Raw genomic sequence first — 16,668 nt, forward strand, 5'->3', positions numbered from 1 at the left:
CGTCGCCGTACCGGCTGACGGCTCACTGACCTGCCGCTGACGGCGGGGCCGCGCGGCGGCTGGGGACCGGCCCGGTCAGCGATCGGTCAGCCACCGGTCAGCCCGCGGGGCCAGGCTGGACCCGACCGGTGACCGGGAGCCCTCGCGCCCCGGTTCACGCGACCACAGTGCGATGCCGTATGGAGGCAGACCCTTGAGCGATGCGACGCAACCGACCGATGCCACGGAGATCGCAGCAGCAGTGAGGCAGGTCCTCGGCGACTCACTCGGCTACCTCTACCCCGCGGCACTGCGCGTGGCCCTGCGTACCGACATCGCCGGCCACCTCACCGACGGACCCAAAACCGCCTCCCGACTCGCCGAACTCACCGGCGTACACGCCCCCTCCCTCCACCGCGTACTGCGCTTCCTCGCCACCCGCGGCCTCTTCCGGGAAGACGCGGACTCGGCCTTCCACCTCACCCCCGCCGCCCACGTCCTGCGCACCGACGTCCCCTACTCCGTACGCTCCACCGCCCTGCTGCTGACGGACGAGATGTACTGGAAGTCGACCGGACGCCTCGAAGACACCGTCCGCGACGGCAGCACCGCCTTCAACGACATCTTCGGCGCCCCCCTCTTCGACCACCTCGCCCAGAACGAGGAGAGCGCCCGGACCTTCCACACCGGCATCGCCGACCTCTCGGCCATCGAGCAGGGCGGTATCGCCGCGAGTTACGACTTCCCGGCGACCGGGAAGATCATCGACGTCGGCGGCGGTCCCGGCGGCTTCCTGCGCACTGTCCTCGCCGACAACCCGGGGCTGCAGGGTGTGTTGTACGAGCAGGACGCGGTACTCCAGCAGCACCAGCTCGACGACGAGGCGATCGCGGGCCGCTGGGAGACCGCCGAGGGGAACTTCTTCGATGTCGCGCCCACCGGCGGCGACATCTACGTCCTCAAGCGCGTCCTCCACGACTGGAGCGACGACGACAGCCTCCGGATTCTCCAGGCCGTCCGTAAGGCCATGTCCGACCAGGCCCGCCTCCTGATCGTCGACGCTGTGGTGCCGCCCGGCAACGACCCGCACCCGGCCAAGCTGTACGACGTGGCGATGATGACGATCTTCGACGGCAAGGAGCGCACCGAGACGGAGTTCAGGGAACTCCTCGCCGCCGCCGGCCTACGGCTGGTCCGCGTCATCCCGACTCCGGGCACGGTGTCCATCCTCGAAGCCGTTACTGCCTGAGCGGTCGGCAGCCCACTGCTCGTGCACCCGACACAGGAAGAGCCCACCTTGAGCGATGCGACGCAACCGACCGATGCCACGGAGATCACAGCAGCAGTGAGGCAGGTCCTCGGCGACTCACTCGGCTACCTCTACCCCGCGGCACTGCGCGTGGCCCTGCGTACCGACATCGCCGGCCACCTCACCGACGGACCCAAAACCGCCTCCCGACTCGCCGGACTCACCGGCGTACACGCCCCCTCCCTCCACCGCGTACTGCGCTTCCTCGCCACCCGCGGCATCTTCCGGGAAGACGCGGACTCGGCCTTCCACCTCACCCCCGCCGCCCACGTCCTGCGCACCGACGTCCCCTACTCCGTACGCCCCGCCGCCCTGCTGTTCACGGACGAGATGTACTGGCAGCCGGCGGGACGCCTCGAAGACACCGTCCGCGACGGCAGCACCGCCTTCAACGACATCTTCGGCGCCCCCCTCTTCGACTGCATCCAGGGCGAAGGAGAGCGTGAACAGCTCTTCACCGATGCGATGGACACCATGTCCATGACGGAGCAGAACGGCATCGTCGCGAGCTACGACTTCCCGCAGACGGGTACGGTCATCGATCTCGCCGGCGGCCTGGGTGGCTTCCTGCGCACCCTGCTCGCTCAGAACCCCGGTCTGCACGGTGTCCTCTTCGAGCGTGAATCCGTGCTCCGGCGGCACAAGTTGGACGACCCGGCGATCGAGGGGCGCTGGGAGACCGCCGTGGGCGACTTCTTCCAGGCCGTACCGCCCGGCGCGGACTTCTATGTCCTCAAACGCATCATCCACGACAAGAGCGACGCCGACAGCCTGCGCATTCTGCGGACCGTACGCAACGCCATGTCGGAGCAGTCGCGCCTCCTGATCGTCGACGCGGTGCGCCCGGACGCGGACATCCCGCCGTCCGCCCTCATCTCCGACGTACTGATGCTGACCGTGTTCGACGGACTGGAACGCAGCGAAGAGGAACTCGAGGAGCTGCTCTCCGCAGCGGATCTCAAGTCGCTGCGGATCGTCTCCACGCCGGGAGCGCTGTCCATCGTGGAGGTGGCCCCGGTCTGACCATGGAAGTGGCTGATTCTCCTGCCCCGGGGGGCGCCCCACTGTTACCGTCCAGCATTCCGCTCGTCCCAGCCCACCTTGGAGGCAGGCATGACCCAGCCCGAGACGACCGTGGAGCGCGGCATCGTCGAACCCGGCTACACCCACTTCGACGAGCTCGACTCGATGGGCTTCGTGCACAACTCCCGCTACATGGTGCTGGTGGAACGGGCGTTGACCACTTTCTGGGCACGCCAGGGTTTCGCGTTCACCGACGGGAAGTACACGCAGCCCGATGTGTTCCTGGCCGTGGCGGAGTTCTCGATCAGTTACCGGGCGCCCATCCGCGGCACGGGTGAGATCGGTATCCACCTCTGGATGGACAAGCTTTCCGACTCCAGCGCGGTATACGGATTCCGGGTGCTCTCCGCGGACGGCGGCGTGGTGCATGCCGAAGGGCGGCGGGTGCACATCCGGCTCGACCCCAAGACGCTGCGCCCCACGGCGTGGAGCGACGCGTTCAACGATGTTGCGAAGACCTTGCTCTGAACAGCGGTGAAGATGCCGTCCCACGGCCCCGGGCCGACAGGCCCGGGGCCGTAGGCATGTCCGCGACCGACTGTCCGAAAGGCCACGATGACCCCTGAAGCCCGGCCAGTACCGGCCACCGACGCCCCATCGCCGCCGGACAGGCCCAGCGATCCGGTCACGCGGGTGGGGCCGAGGTTCGTGACCGGTATCGCGCTGGTCAGCCTGGGCATGTGGACCGCCTTGTACACACCGCTCCAGGTACTGCTCGCCCAGCAGCTGGAGACGATCGATCCGGACGGCAAGGAATCGGCGCTCGGTCTGGTCACCGGCATCGGCGCGCTGATCGCGCTGGTCGCCACCCCGGTCGCGGGCGCCCTGTCGGACCGCACCACGTCACGTTTCGGCCGCCGCAGACCCTGGCTGGCCGGCGGCGCGCTGGGCACTGCCCTGGGCCTGCTGATACTCGCCCCCCAGACCACGGTGACCGGTGTCGTGTTCGGCTGGTGCGTGGCACAGCTGTCGCTCAGCGCGATGCTCGCCGGCCTGGTGGCCGAGGTGCCCGACCATGTCCCGGTCGCACAACGTGCCGTCGTGAGCGCGTGGGTGGGGGCCGCTCAGCCCCTGGCCGTCGTGTTCGGTACGGTCCTGGTGACCGTCGCCGTGAGCGGACCGCGCAGCGGCTACCCTCTGATCGCCGTCGTCCTTGTCCTGTGCGCCCTGCCGTTCCTGTGGTCGGTCGAGGACGCCCGGCTGCCGGCCTCCGCGGTGCCCGCTGTGAGCTGGTCGCGGTTCCTTGCCGGGTTCTGGATCAGCCCCCGCCGCCATCGCGACTTCGCGCTCGCCTGGCTGACACGGCTGCTCGTACAGCTCGGCAACGCCACAGGAACCTTGTACCTGCTCTACTTTCTGCGCGACGAGGTGCGGTACGAACAGCGCTTCCCCGGGCGCGAGGCCGAGCAGGGACTGCTGACTCTCGTCGTCCTCTACACCACCGGCATCGTGCTCACCGCATTCATCGGCGGTATGGTGTCCGACCGCCTCGGCCGCCGGAAATCGCTGGTCACGGCGTCCGGTGTGGTGATCGCTCTCGGCTCCGCCCTGCTGGCGGTCCGGCCGACGTGGCCGACCGCGCTGGTGGCCGCCGGCCTGATGGGCCTCGGTTACGGCGTCTACGTCTCGGTGGACCAGGCGCTGATCACCCAGGTCCTGCCCACCGCGGACAACCGGGGGCGGGATCTCGGCGTCATCAATATCGCGAACTCCCTCCCGCACGTGCTGGCGCCGGCCATCGCCGCCGTGCTGGTCACTCACCTCGGCGGCTACCCGGCACTCTTCGCTTTCACCGCCGCTCTCACCCTGCTCGGCGCTGTCCTGGTCCAACGCATCCGAAGCGTGCCCTGACGGCAGGCCCCCGAGGTGCGGGGCGGCCGGCGCTCGTCAGGCCGGCGCCACGAGAGTGGCGTACGTGTCGTTCCACCGGTCCTCCACGCCGTCGGGCAGCAGGATGATCCGCTCCGGCTGCAGTGCCCCGACGGCGTCCTCGTCGTGCGTGACGAGGACGCCGTGGCCCCGGTAGGTACGCAGTGCGCCGAGGATCTCCTCACGGTTCGCCGGGTCTCCTCGCCGCCGGACGGCACACCCGCCGGCTTGTCCACGTCGTCGCCGGAGAACAGGAACGACCCGAGCACCTTGCGGATCTCCACCAGGTCCGGGCCGGACGCCGACGTCCGCGTGTTCTCCAGCACCGTGCGGTCCGGGCGACCGTGACGCGAACGGCAGCCTCGCGGCTCGATCAGCCTTCCCTCCCTGTTCGCCGTCCCGGGAAGGCGGTCACTCCGTGGCCGCTTCCAGCGTGTCTTCGGTGACCGGAGTGGAGCCGGAGTGGCACAGGCGGTGGAGGTCGGCCTGATCCACGGGACCGACCACGGTTTGGTCCACTCGGCTGCGACCGCACCGGCGGACAGACCGCCCGTGCCGGGGGCGCGTCGGCCGGCATGCCGTCCGCCTGGAACACGGTCAGGCCCTTGTTGATCACTGCCTCGCATGCCGAGCCCCGGAACGTGCCGGTCAGCAGGCCGGGGTACGGATCACGCGGTTTCCCGTCGCGGTGCGGGGAGGCGGTCCACCGCGCGAGCGCGGTCCGTGCGCGAGCACGGTCGCCCCGGCGGGAGGAACGGACGCGGACCACGGTCTCTTCACTGCGGCGCGGGAACGGACCCGGCCGTCGTTCCACGCGGCGAGGTTCGAGCCGTACGCTGAACGCAGACAGCCGTTTCGGGCTTCTCGTTTTCGTCTGCCGTGCAGCGGGACCGCGGCTCTCTCATCATCGAGGGCGACGGGCGGACGCGGGCCGTCCCCGTTCGATGGGCCCTGCCATGGTCACGCTCCATGATTCCGCGCACATGCTCACAGGGCTGTTGCGCGCCAGCCACCTGGTCACCTTCGAGCAGCTGCCCGCCCTGGTGGACCGGCATGCCGCCGGAGCCGGCCTGCACCGGGCGCGCATTTTCGTAGCCGATCTGCAGGAAGAGATGTTGCGCGAAGCCACCGGAGAGGGGATCGACGCGGGCGGCGGAGGGCAGGAGATGCGCATCGACGCCACCTTGTCCGGCCGGGTCTTCCAGTTCATGCAGGCCCTGTCCACCTCCGCGGGCGACCGTCTGCAGCACTGGCTGCCGATCCTGGACGGCGCCGAACGGCTCGGCGTGCTCCGCGTCGAAACCGACACCGAACCGGACGAGGCCGGCCACGACAGCATGCGGGACCTGGCATCGCTGCTGGGCATGCTCCTCGTCTCCAAGCGTCACCACAGCGACTCCTACGCCCGCCTCACCCGTATCAGCCCCATGTCGGTCTCCGCCGAGATGCAGTGGACCCTGATGCCGCCGCGCACCTTCGCCAACGCGAGGGTGACCATCGTCGGCGCCATGGAACCCGCCTACGCCACCGCGGGGGACGCCTTCGACTACGCCCTGGCCGGCGACACCGCCCACCTGGCCGTCTTCGACGCCATGGGCCACGACACCTCCGCCGGTCTCACCGCCAACCTGGCCATGGCCACCTGCCGCAACCGACGGCGTCAGGGCGCCGGACTCGTCGAAGCCGCTCTGGCCATCGAAACGACGCTGGTCGAGCAGTTCACCCGCAACCGGTACGCCACCGGCGTCCTGGCCGACCTCGACCTCGGTACCGGATTGCTCACCTGGGTCAACTGCGGGCACCACCCGCCCGTCCTCGTCCGCGGCGGTCGCTGGACCACCACCCTGGACTGTGTCCCCTCCCACCCGCTGGGAACCGATCTCGGACTGCCCGTCACCCTGTGCCGGGAGCAGCTCGAGCCCGGTGACCAGCTCCTGCTCTACACTGACGGCGTCACCGAGGCCCGTGACGCCTACGGCCACGAATTCGGGCGCGACCGCTTCGTCGACTTCATCATCCGCCACCAGGCCGACGGCCTTCCCGTCCCCGAAACCCTGCGCCGCCTGGTCCGCGCCGTGCTCGACCACCACGACGGCAGACTCACCGACGACGCCACCGTCCTACTCTGCGAATGGCACGGGCCCGAGAAGCCCTCCGGCTCTTCGACGGTGTGCTGAGGTTCCCGGCGGGTGCTGTGCTGCAGCTGTACGGCGAACGGCTGCGACTACGGCGCGTGGGGCGGACGGCCCAGGATGTCGGCGGTGATGTGGGCCAGGGTCCGTCCGGTGCGAAAAGCACGGGCGCGCAGGAGAGCCAGGGCGTCCTCGGGACTCAGCCCGCGCCACGCGGCCACCATGTCGATGGCACGCCGGGTGTCGAACCAGTGGGCGCGGATGACGTCCACCGGTTCCCAGGCAGGCGCCTCCTTCCCCGTGATCAGCTGTTCACGAGCCGGTACGAGGGCCGCCGCCACGGCGTCGGCCACATGTGGCCCGTGCTTCACCGTGTCCTCGCCCAGAGCGTCGGGCCGAAGAGCGAGCACGTCCAACGACCCCAGGACGTAGTCGCCGAAGTACACCGGGAAGGCGTACACGGCCCGGACCTCGGGGAGTTGTTCGCGCATGCTCGCCCCGAACAGGGGCCACGGCGTGGGCGCGCTGTGCAGGTCGTTCACCACCACGGGCTCGCCGCCGGCCGCCGCGCTGATGCACGGACCCTCCAGAACGGTGAACTGGATCTCCTCCAGCAGCAGCGCGGTGGCGTTCGAGGCGCCCAGCAACTGCCGGGACGGTGTGTCGGTCAGCAGTGACAGCGTCGCCCCGTCCGCCCCCAGGCCCTCGCACACCGCTTCGCACAGGCGCCGCGGGAGCTCCTCCGGGGAGACGCCCACGCCGGCCTCCGTCACCAGCCGTGCCGCCCCCGTCTCGTCGGCCGTCACCCGGCGTACCCCTTCGACGGCAGACGTCCGGGCGGGAAGGAGCCAGCGGCCCGGGGCGTGTTCGGACTGTCCCGGCATCGCCGGCGAGGGAGCAGCGGAGTGCTGTGGTCATGGGTCATGCATGGGGCGTACCCGGCAATCGCCGACTGGAACGTGAGCCGCGGGCAGGCGTGTTCACCACTGGAGACCACGCCATCGGCAGGCGGTACGGAACCGGGCCGAGGGCCGGCGCCGCCCGCCGGAGCCATTGACGCCCCTTTTCTGTTAGCGCTAACGTCCAAGCGTCGAACAGGGACCCGACCACCACCGGCCCCGCCCCCGGCGCGTGCGCCGCCGCCGTCGACCGCCTACGCCGGACCCGCCACCGAGGGCGGGCACCGTGCGGGCCCCGCCTCCCAGACCGCACATGGACACGAATGGACCGGCGATGGACGAAGCAGTGACCAACTGGGCAGGCAACATACGGTTCGGCGCGCAACGGCTCCGTGTCCCGACGTCCGTCGAGGAGTTGCAGGAGCTGGTCGCCGGGAGTCGTTCCGTACGCGCGCTGGGAACCGGTCACTCGTTCAACGCGATCGCGGACACCCGCGGCGATCTGGTGTCCACGTCCGCCCTGCCCAAGACGGTCGACATCGACCGGCAGGCCGGGACCGTCACGGTGAGTTCCGGCCTGCGCTTCGGCGAGTTCACGGGAGCGCTGCACGAGGCGGGGTTCGCCCTGCACAATCTCGGATCGCTCCCGCACATCTCGGTCGCCGGCGCCTGCGCCACGGGCACGCACGGCTCGGGGGTCCGCAACGGCAGCCTCGCCTCCGCCGTGCGCGCGCTCCACTACGTCTGCGCCACGGGCGATGTGGTGGCCCTGGCTCGCGGCGACGAGCATTTCGCCGGTTCGGTGGTCGCCCTGGGCTCCCTGGGGATCGTCACCCGGCTGACGCTCGACCTGGTGCCGGCCTTCGACATCCAGCAGTGGGTCTACGAGGGACTGCCCCACGAGACACTGCGCCAGGGGTTCGACGAGGTGATGTCGGCGGCGTACAGCGTCAGCCTCTTCACCCGGTGGCAAAGCGACCGGATCGATCAGGTGTGGCTCAAGCGGCGGGTGGGCCCCGAGGGACCGCGACCGGCGCCGGAACGGTGGCTCGGGGCCACGCTCTCCGACGGTGCCCGGCATCCCGTACCCGGAATGCCGCCGGAGTCGTGCACCCCGCAGTCGGGGGTTCCCGGCCCCTGGCAGGCCAGGCTTCCGCACTTCCGGCTCGAACACACGCCGAGCAGTGGCGACGAGTTGCAGTCGGAGTACTTCGTGGCGCGCGAGGACGCCGCCGCCGCCTTCGACGCACTGCACGCGGTCCGGGAGCGGATCGCGCCGTGCCTGCAGATCGGGGAGATCCGCAGCGTCGCGGCCGACGACCTCTGGCTGAGCCCGGCCTGCCACCGCGACTCGGTGGCTTTCCACTTCACCTGGCTCCCCGACCCGGCCGCGGTGACGTCGGCTCTGCGTGTCATCGAGGACGCGCTCTCCCCTTTCCGCGCCCGGCCGCACTGGGGGAAGCTCTTCACCGCCGGCCCGGAGTCCGTGCGCGGGCTCTACGAGCATTACGGGCGTTTCGAACAGCTGATGGCCGCGTGCGATCCGGCGGGGAAGTTCCGCAACGACCTCATCCGGCGTTACTTCGCGTAGGAACACCGGCGGCCGACGGGCCCGGTGGCGGCGCCGGCATTTCACCGGCCCCGAATGTTATCGCTAACACAGACTCCGCCCTCCCTGGTGATCCCTCATGGCGCTGCGATATGGAACGGTGATCTCAGGGACCTTGACGTCACTTCTGTTAGCGTTAACACTCTTGTAACGCCAGGTCGGAGAGACGGCCGGAGCCAGCACGGGCGAGCCCGTCGGAACAGCCGCCGGACCGGCTGCGGCCAGCGGACCGCGCCCGTACGTACGGACCCGCCCGCTTTCCCGGCGCAGCTCCCGGCCCGTTCCCGCTCGACAGACCCGAGGCCCCCGCCGAGGTCACGCCGATCACGGCATATCACTGGAGGAAAAGTGCGGAAGGTTTCGACAGGTCTCGCTGCGGCGGCGCTCACCCTGACGCTGGCCGCCTGCGGCCAGAGCGCCAACGGCGTCGGCCCCTACGCGGACAAGGGCGACGACAAGGGCGGCCTCGTGGGCATCGCCATGCCCACCAAATCGTCGGAACGCTGGATCAACGACGGCACCAACATCGCCAAGCAGTTCCGGGCCAAGGGCTACAAGACGGACCTGCAGTACGGCGACAACGTCGTGGAGAACCAGGTCTCGCAGATCGAGAACATGATCACCAAGGGTGCCGAGCTGCTGGTGATCGGCGCGATCGACGGCTCCTCGCTCACCGACGTGCTCCAGAGGGCCGCCGAAGCGAACATCGAGGTGATCTCCTACGACCGCCTGATCCACGGCACGGAGAACGTCGACTACTACGCGACCTTCGACAACTTCAAGGTCGGGGTCCTGCACGGCACGTACATCGTCGACCGGCTCGGTCTCGAGGACGGCAGGGGGCCGTTCAACCTGGAGGTGTTCGCCGGCTCCCCGGACGACAACAACGCCACCTTCTTCTTCAAGGGCGCGATGAGCGTCCTCAAGCCGTACATCGACGACAAGAAGCTGGTCGTCCGGAGCGGGCAGACCAAGTTCAACCAGGTGGCGACCCTGCGCTGGGACGGCGGTGTCGCGCAGTCCCGGATGGACAACCTGCTCAGCAAGGCGTACACGTCGGCCCGGGTCGACGCGGTGCTCTCCCCCTACGACGGCATTTCGATCGGCATCCTGTCGTCCCTCAAGGGCGTCGGCTACGGCGGTGCGGGAAAGCCGCTGCCGATCGTGACCGGCCAGGACGCGGAGCTGGCCTCGGTGAAGTCCATCATCGCCGGCGAGCAGACCCAGACCGTGTACAAGGACACCCGTCAACTGGCCGAGGTGACCGTGCAGATGGGCGATGCCCTGCTCACCGGCGGCAAGCCCGAGGTGAACGACACCAAGCAGTACCACAACGGCGTCAAGGTCGTCCCGGCCTACCTGCTGCAACCGGTCAGCGTGGACAAGGGCAACTACCGCAAGGTGCTGGTCGACTCCGGCCAGTACACCGCCGACCAGCTCAAGTAGCCACGACCGGCCCCCTCAGGGCCGCAGAGCCGGTGGTACGGGCGGTGGCGTCAGGCCACGACCGGCCGCCGCCCCCCGCCCGTACCACCCCGAGTCGAACGGATGCACCACCATGGCCGGACCCCTCCTCGAGATGCGTTCGATCAGTAAGTCCTTCCCCGGTGTCAAAGCGCTCTCCGACGTCGAGTTGAGCGTGGCCCCCGGCGAGGTCCATGCCATCTGCGGTGAGAACGGCGCCGGCAAGTCCACCCTGATGAAGGTGGTCAGCGGCGTCTACCCGCACGGTTCCTACGAGGGCGAGATCCTCTTCGACGGCGAGCCGTGCTCCTTCAAGGACATCCGGGCCAGCGAGCAGCGCGGCATCGTGATCATCCACCAGGAACTCGCCCTGATCCCCTACCTCTCCATCGCGGAGAACATCTTCCTGGGCAACGAGCACGCCTCGCGCGGCATCATCAGCTGGCAGCGGACGCTCACGCACGCGAAGGAACTCCTCGCCCGCGTCGGCCTGCACGAGAACCCGCAGACCCGGATCGCCGACATCGGCGTGGGCAAGCAGCAGCTGGTCGAGATCGCCAAGGCCCTCGCCAAGGAAGTCAGACTGCTGATCCTGGACGAGCCGACGGCCGCGCTGAACGACGAGGACAGCCGCAAGCTGCTCGATCTCATCCTGGAGCTCAAGGCCCAGGGCATCGCCTGCATCATCATCTCGCACAAGCTGAACGAGATAGCCCGGGTCGCCGACGCCGTCACCATCCTGCGCGACGGCCGGACCATCGAGACGATCGCGGTCGGCGCCGAGGGGATCTCCGAGGACCGGATCATCCGGGGCATGGTCGGCCGCGACCTGGAGCACCGCTACCCCGAGCGCACCCCCGACATCGGCGAGGTCGCCTTCGCCGTCGAGGACTGGACCGTAATGCACCCGATCGACCTGCACCGCAAGGTGGTCGACAACGCGTCGGTCACCGTGCGGCGCGGTGAGATCGTGGGCATGGCGGGCCTGATGGGCGCCGGCCGCACCGAGCTCGCGATGAGCGTCTTCGGCCGCTCCTACGGACGCCGCACCGGCGGCCGGGTGCTGCTGGACGGCAGGGAGATCCGGACCCGTACGGTGCCGGAGGCCATCGGCAACGGCATCGCGTACGTCACCGAGGACCGCAAGCACCTCGGGCTCAACCTGATGGACGGCATCAGCCGCAACATCTCGCTGAGCGCCCTCGGCAAGGTCTCCCGGCGCGGCTGGGTGAACGAGCACGAGGAGACGAAGGTCGCGGAGAGGTTCCGCACCACGATGAACATCAAGGCACCCACGGTGTTCGCGGAGACCGGCAAGCTGAGCGGCGGCAACCAGCAGAAGGTCGTCCTCAGCAAGTGGATCTTCTCGGATCCCGAGGTGCTGATCCTCGACGAGCCCACCCGGGGCATCGACATCGGCGCGAAGGCCGAGATCTACGCGGTGATCGCCGACCTGGCAGCCCAGGGCAAGGCCGTGCTGGTCATCTCCTCGGAACTGCCGGAGCTGCTCGGCATGTGCGACCGGATCTACACGATGGCCGAGGGCCGGATCACCGGCGAGGTCGACCGTGCGGACGCGACCCAGGAATCCCTCATGCGCCTCATGACCGTGAGCGCGGCAACCCAGAACGAGCAGGTGTAAGGCATGGCCCAGGTGAAGACAGAGAACATACCGGCGTCCGCCCCGGACGCCGGGCCCGCCGGCGGGGGCGGCGTCGGCGCGCTGCTGCTGGAGACGCTGCGCGGCAACGTCCGGCAGTACGGCATGCTGGTCGCGCTCGCGCTGATCGTGGTGCTCTTCCAGATCTGGACCGACGGCACCCTGCTGAAGCCGCTGAACATCACCAACCTCATCCAGCAGAACGGCTACATCCTCATCCTGGCCATCGGCATGATGATCGTCATCATCGCCGGACACATCGACCTGTCGGTCGGTTCGCTGGCCGCCTTCGTCGGCGCCGCCTCGGCCGTGATGATGGTCAAGCACGACATGCCGTGGCCGCTCGCCCTGGTGATCGCACTGCTGATCGGCGCGGTGGCCGGTGCCTGGCAGGGGTTCTGGATCGCCTACGTCGGCATCCCCTCGTTCATCGTCACCCTGGCCGGCATGCTGCTGTTCCGCGGCGGCACCCAGATCCTGCTGCAGGGCCAGTCGGTGGCCCCCTTCCCCAAGGGCTTCCAGGAGATCAGCAGCGGCTTCCTGCCCGAGGTCGGCCCGTACACCGACTACCACAACCTGACCCTGCTGCTCGGCCTGTGCGTGCTGGTCGTGGCCGTCCTCCAGGAGATCCGCGGCCGTCGCCGGGCGGCTTCGTACGGCCTCGAACTGCTCCCCATGGGCTTCTTCCTGGCGAAGCTGGCCGCGATCACCGCTGCCGTCGTGGCGTTCACCCTGCTGCTCGCGAGCTACCACGGCGTCCCGATCGTCCTGCTCATCCTCGGCGCGCTGCTCGTCGCCTTCGGGTACGTGATGCGCAACTCCATCCTGGGCCGCCACACCTACGCGATCGGCGGCAACGAGGCGGCCGCCAGGCTGTCCGGTGTGAAGAGCAAGCGCATCGTCTTCCTGGCCTTCGTCAACATGGGTGTCCTGGCCGCGCTGGCGGGCATGGTCTTCGCGGCGCGGCTCAACGCGGGCACGCCGCAGGCCGGCATCAACTTCGAACTGGAGGCCATCGCGGCGGCCTTCATCGGCGGCGCCTCGGCCTCCGGAGGCGTCGGCACCGTACTGGGCGCGATCATCGGCGGCCTGGTGCTCGGCGTGCTGAACAACGGAATGTCGCTGGTCGGCATCGGCACCGACTACCAGCAGGTCATCAAGGGCCTGGTGCTTCTCGCGGCCGTCGGCTTCGACGTCTACAACAAGCGCAAGGTCGGCTCCTGACCTCTCGCCCGGTCTCCTGACTCCGCCCGGCCTCCTGACTCCGCCCGGTCCCAGTGACCGGGCGGAGTCGTCTGTGCGGGGCCGCGCACGGATCCGGCCGCGCCCCGTGTGGCGGGCGCGGCCGGACGGAAGGGTCAGGACCAGGGTCGAAGCCGGATCAGGCCAGGTCGGATCGGGTCACTGCTGGTGGAACGTGGCGTCCTGCTTGGCGAGCGTGGTGCCGGCGCCCTGGAGGTGGAGCAGGAAGTCGAAGTGCCGGACGTACTGGCCGGGGGCGGTGTACGCCTCGTAGGAGACACCGGCCGGATCGGCGAGGCCGGGCCGCTGGTAGAAGCCGGCGCTGCCCTTGAAGGCGGTGGTGCCGTCGTTCTTCTCCACCCAGATCTCGCCGTTCCTGTGGCGCAGGTAGTAGCCGGGGAAGTTGGCGGACTCCAGCGAGACGGTGCCGCTGCCGGCGAGCCCGGTCACGGTGCGGAACTGCGAGTCGGCGAGGTGGGTGACGTTCGCCTCCAGCTTGCCGCGGTACTCCCAGTGCCGGATGTAGTGGTCGGGGAAGTTGGCGGAGGACAGGCGCCTGGGCGTGGCGCCGTCGGCGACCGGGATGCCGAAGTGGGGCGTGCCGTCGGCGTTCCAGTAGAGCTTCTGCACGCGGGTACGGCGGTTGGGGTCGTTCAGCGGGTCACCGGTGATGTCCTTGTAATTGCGGTCGTGGTAGACGAGGACGTCGCTCCTGCCGTCCTCCGACGTGGTGAAGGAGTTGTGGCCCGGACCGTACTGGCCGGTGGCGGCGTTGCTGGTGAAGACCGGGGCCGGGCTCTTCTTCCAGGCGGCGGGGTCGAGCAGGTTGCCGGTGGCGGAGGCGGTGAGCAGGCCGAGGCAGTAGTTGCTGTCGGTCGCGGACGCCGAGTAGCTCATGAAGACCTTGCCGCCGCGCTGGATCACGGCCGGGCCCTCGTTGACCTTGTGGCCGACGGTCTCCCAGCTGTACGTGGGCACGGCCAGGCGGACCGGAGTGCCGGTGATCGTCCAGGGGTTGGCCATCTTGGCGAGGTAGACGTTGGAGTTGGTGTCGATCGCCGGGTCCTTCTGCGCCCAGCTGAGGTAGCGGACGCCGTTCACGACGAAGGTGGTCGCGTCCAGCGCGAAGCTGTCCATCGGGGTGGCGATCCGGCCCTTCTCGGTCCAGCCGCCGGTCAGGGGGTTCGCGGCGGAGCTCTCCAGGGCGTACATCCGGATCTTCCAGACGTCGTCGGCGCGCCCGGCAGCGAAGTAGATGTACCACTTGCCGTCGATGAAGTGGATCTCCGGGGCCCAGATGTGCGCGCCCATGTCGCCGGTGGCGTGCTTGGTCCAGATCACCGTCTCGGGGGCGGTGGACAGGCCCTGGATGGTGGTGGCGCGGCGCAGGACGATGCGGTCGTACTCGGGGACGGTGGCGGTGAAGTAGTAGTAGCCGTCGGTGTGCTTGAAGATGTGCGGGTCGGCGCGCTGGTTCACCAGGGGGTTGGTGTACGAGACGGCGGGTGAGGCGGGCACGGCGGCCTGGGCCGGTGCGGGCAGCAGCAGGGCGGCCAGCATCGCGGCGCCGGTGGCGAGGGCGCCGGAGAGCTTGCGGATTCTCATCGCGGTGTCTTTCTCTTGCGTGGTGTGGGGGCGGGGTGGTCAGTTGGGCTTGATCTGCCACTGCTGGCAGGGGTTCGCGAGCCAGGACCACTGGCGTACGTCGGCGCCGTCCGCCGTCGAGCAGCCGGCGACGTCCGCGGCCCTGCCGCTGTTGGCGTTGACCAGGCGCACCCATCCGCCGGTGTCACTGACCACCATCCGGAAGCGCTGGCAGGTGTTGTTCAGCCACGACCACTGGCGCAGGTCGGCGCCGTCCGCGGTCGAGCAGTCGGCGACGTCCAGCGCCTTGCCGCTGGCGACGTTGACCAGGCGGCTGGTGTCGTCGGCCTGGTCCTCGATGCGCCACTTCTGGGCGGCGGCGCCGTTGCAGGTCCACTGGCGTACGTTCGCCCCGTCGGCCGGGGAGGCGTTCTCCAGGTCCAGGCACTTGCCGCTGTTGCGGTTCACCAGGGTGTACGACGTCGGCGTGGCCGTCTTCTCACCCGAGGGGCCGGGCTGGGAAGCTCCCAGTGCCACGGGGGCGCCGAAGTCCGGTGAACCGTCCGCGTTCCAGGTGAACTTCTGCGCGCGGGTGGTACGGCCGTTGTCGCAGCCCTCGCTCGCCCGGTCGTTGGCGTGGTAGACGATCCAGTTCTCCGTGCCGTCGGGCGAGGTGAAGAAGCCGTTGTGGCCGGGCCCGTAGACGCCCGCCGCGTCGTTGCGCTGGAAGACCGGGGCGGCCTTCTTCGTCCACGACGAGGCGTTCAGCGGGTCGGCGCCCGTCAGTTCCAGCTGACCGAGCTTGTAGTCCGCGGTGGTGCAGTAGCTGGCGGAGTAGACGACGAAGGTCTTGCCGTTGCGGTACAGCGGTTCGGGGCCTTCGTTGACGGGGGCGCCCTGGCGCTCCCAGGCGTGCGTCGGCGTCGAGAGGGTGCGCAGCGGGCCGCTGACGGTGTACGGGTTGCTCATCGGCGCGATGACCAGGTTCTGGGTGCCGTTGCCCATGGCGCTGCCGAGCAGGTACAGCTTTCCGCCGGCCCGCAGCACGCTGCCGTCGATCAGCCAGTTGTCGTTGGCGGGGTCGTACAGCCGGTTCTTGTAGCGGTACGGGCCCGCCGGGTCGGACCCGGTGCTCTCCAGTACGTGCGTGCGCTGGGTCTTGTTGTAGTCGGTGATGCCCTCCCCGGCCGTGTAGTAGAGGTACCAGCGGCCGTCGAAGAAGTGGATCTCGGGTGCCCAGATGTTGCAGCAGCGGGACGGCGTGGTGTCGGACCACACCTGGACGCTGGGCGCGGTGGCGAGGCCGGCCAGCGTGGGCGACTTGCGCATGGTGATCTCGGAGGACCACGAGGTCGTCACCAGGTAGTAGTTGCCGTTGTAGTACTCCAGCCAGGGGTCGGCGCCCTTCTGCGACTTCACCGGGTTGGTGTAGGTGGCACCGGCGGCTGCCGTGGCGGGCGGGCTGACAGTGGTGCAGAGCAGGGCGAGGACGGCGATCGCGAGGGCGATCCAGGTACGGGGGCGAGTACGGATGGGGGTGCGGGTGGGGGTGGGGGTCACAACGGTCCCTTGGTGGTGGCGCACGGGCTGCGCCGTGGGCAGGGGGTCGCGGAAGAGAGCGCTCACAACGCCTTGAGCGGGTGGTGGACACCGACGGCACGCAAGGCTGCGTTTCTATCGCGTTGCGCGATTGTTAACGCTAACAGCCCGTCAGTCAAGGCTTTCGGCCAAAGCTGCCGCTCCCCGGAAACGCAGTGGCGCCCGGACCGTGGGAACGGCACCCAGCACCTGGGCGATGACGTGAAGGCCGGAACCGCCCTCCGCTACAAGGCGGTTGT

12 protein-coding genes and 1 pseudogene are annotated in these 16,668 nt (G+C 69.3%); 9 read left to right on the forward strand and 4 right to left on the reverse strand.

The genetic code is table 11. The features are described from left to right. Positions 1-193 precede the first annotated feature (193 nt). From ACWDZ4_RS28945 to ACWDZ4_RS28960, 4 genes are all read left to right on the forward strand, one after another. On the forward strand, positions 194-1,228 hold the full coding sequence (locus tag ACWDZ4_RS28945) for a methyltransferase (protein WP_451511344.1): 1,035 nt from the start codon (positions 194-196) through the stop codon (positions 1,226-1,228). A 48-nt stretch (positions 1,229-1,276) separates the two neighbouring features. Next, the gene (locus ACWDZ4_RS28950) at positions 1,277-2,311 is read left to right on the forward strand and encodes a methyltransferase (protein ID WP_451511345.1); all 1,035 of its coding nucleotides are present in this window, start codon (positions 1,277-1,279) and stop codon (positions 2,309-2,311) included. A 90-nt stretch (positions 2,312-2,401) separates the two neighbouring features. Then, positions 2,402-2,839: an acyl-CoA thioesterase gene (locus ACWDZ4_RS28955; RefSeq protein WP_451511346.1), complete on the forward strand. Its 438-nt coding sequence runs from the start codon at positions 2,402-2,404 to the stop codon at positions 2,837-2,839. 180 nt (positions 2,840-3,019) lie between these two features. Then, positions 3,020-4,222 (forward strand): MFS transporter, encoded by a 1,203-nt coding sequence (locus ACWDZ4_RS28960; RefSeq protein ID WP_451511347.1) that lies wholly within the window; start codon positions 3,020-3,022, stop codon positions 4,220-4,222. Positions 4,223-4,258: 36 nt separating this feature from the next. Here the strand turns inward: ACWDZ4_RS28960 and ACWDZ4_RS28965 are convergent. After that, positions 4,259-4,578: pseudogene (locus ACWDZ4_RS28965) on the reverse strand (ABC transporter ATP-binding protein); the annotation flags it as partial. Between the two features lie 645 nt (positions 4,579-5,223). Here ACWDZ4_RS28965 and ACWDZ4_RS28970 point away from each other — a divergent pair. Further along, positions 5,224-6,417, forward strand: a complete 1,194-nt coding sequence (locus ACWDZ4_RS28970) for a PP2C family protein-serine/threonine phosphatase (protein ID WP_451511348.1) — start codon at positions 5,224-5,226, stop codon at positions 6,415-6,417. A gap of 47 nt (positions 6,418-6,464) precedes the next feature. Here ACWDZ4_RS28970 and ACWDZ4_RS28975 read toward each other — a convergent pair whose 3' ends face one another. After that, a complete protein-coding gene (locus ACWDZ4_RS28975; RefSeq protein WP_451511349.1) occupies positions 6,465-7,178 on the reverse strand; it encodes a GAF and ANTAR domain-containing protein in 714 nt (237 codons plus the stop codon). Positions 7,179-7,605: 427 nt separating this feature from the next. Between ACWDZ4_RS28975 and ACWDZ4_RS28980 the strand changes: the two genes are divergently transcribed. From ACWDZ4_RS28980 to mmsB, 4 genes are all read left to right on the forward strand, one after another. Then, a complete protein-coding gene (locus ACWDZ4_RS28980; protein ID WP_451511350.1) occupies positions 7,606-8,862 on the forward strand; it encodes an FAD-binding protein in 1,257 nt (418 codons plus the stop codon). Between the two features lie 366 nt (positions 8,863-9,228). Continuing rightward, positions 9,229-10,326 (forward strand): multiple monosaccharide ABC transporter substrate-binding protein, encoded by a 1,098-nt coding sequence (chvE, locus tag ACWDZ4_RS28985; RefSeq protein ID WP_451511351.1) that lies wholly within the window; start codon positions 9,229-9,231, stop codon positions 10,324-10,326. A gap of 112 nt (positions 10,327-10,438) precedes the next feature. Next, positions 10,439-11,986, forward strand: coding sequence for a multiple monosaccharide ABC transporter ATP-binding protein (gene mmsA / locus ACWDZ4_RS28990; protein WP_451511352.1), 1,548 nt, complete (start codon positions 10,439-10,441; stop codon positions 11,984-11,986). Between the two features lie 3 nt (positions 11,987-11,989). Further along, positions 11,990-13,228 carry a multiple monosaccharide ABC transporter permease gene (gene mmsB, locus ACWDZ4_RS28995; protein WP_451511353.1) on the forward strand — a complete coding sequence of 413 codons (1,239 nt, stop codon included), beginning with the start codon at positions 11,990-11,992 and terminating at the stop codon, positions 13,226-13,228. Positions 13,229-13,405: 177 nt separating this feature from the next. Here the strand turns inward: mmsB and ACWDZ4_RS29000 are convergent, their stop codons facing one another. Both ACWDZ4_RS29000 and ACWDZ4_RS29005 read right to left on the reverse strand, forming a co-directional pair. Then, a complete protein-coding gene (locus tag ACWDZ4_RS29000) occupies positions 13,406-14,806 on the reverse strand; it encodes a family 43 glycosylhydrolase (RefSeq protein WP_451511356.1) in 1,401 nt (466 codons plus the stop codon). 84 nt (positions 14,807-14,890) lie between these two features. After that, on the reverse strand, positions 14,891-16,390 hold the full coding sequence (locus ACWDZ4_RS29005) for a family 43 glycosylhydrolase (RefSeq protein WP_451511354.1): 1,500 nt from the start codon (positions 16,388-16,390) through the stop codon (positions 14,891-14,893). Between the last annotated feature and the right edge of the window lie 278 nt (positions 16,391-16,668).

Source organism: Streptomyces sp. NPDC003016 (assembly GCF_053591455.1).

Coding starts and splice junctions, on each gene's coding strand:
- ACWDZ4_RS28955 (WP_451511346.1), top strand. CDS start 2,402: ATGACCCAGCCCGAGACGACCGTGGAGCGCGGCATCGTCGAACCCGGC.
- ACWDZ4_RS28970 (WP_451511348.1), top strand. CDS start 5,224: ATGCTCACAGGGCTGTTGCGCGCCAGCCACCTGGTCACCTTCGAGCAG.
- ACWDZ4_RS28980 (WP_451511350.1), top strand. CDS start 7,606: ATGGACGAAGCAGTGACCAACTGGGCAGGCAACATACGGTTCGGCGCG.
- mmsA (WP_451511352.1), top strand. CDS start 10,439: ATGGCCGGACCCCTCCTCGAGATGCGTTCGATCAGTAAGTCCTTCCCC.
- mmsB (WP_451511353.1), top strand. CDS start 11,990: ATGGCCCAGGTGAAGACAGAGAACATACCGGCGTCCGCCCCGGACGCC.
- ACWDZ4_RS29000 (WP_451511356.1), bottom strand. CDS start 14,806: ATGCTGGCCGCCCTGCTGCTGCCCGCACCGGCCCAGGCCGCCGTGCCC.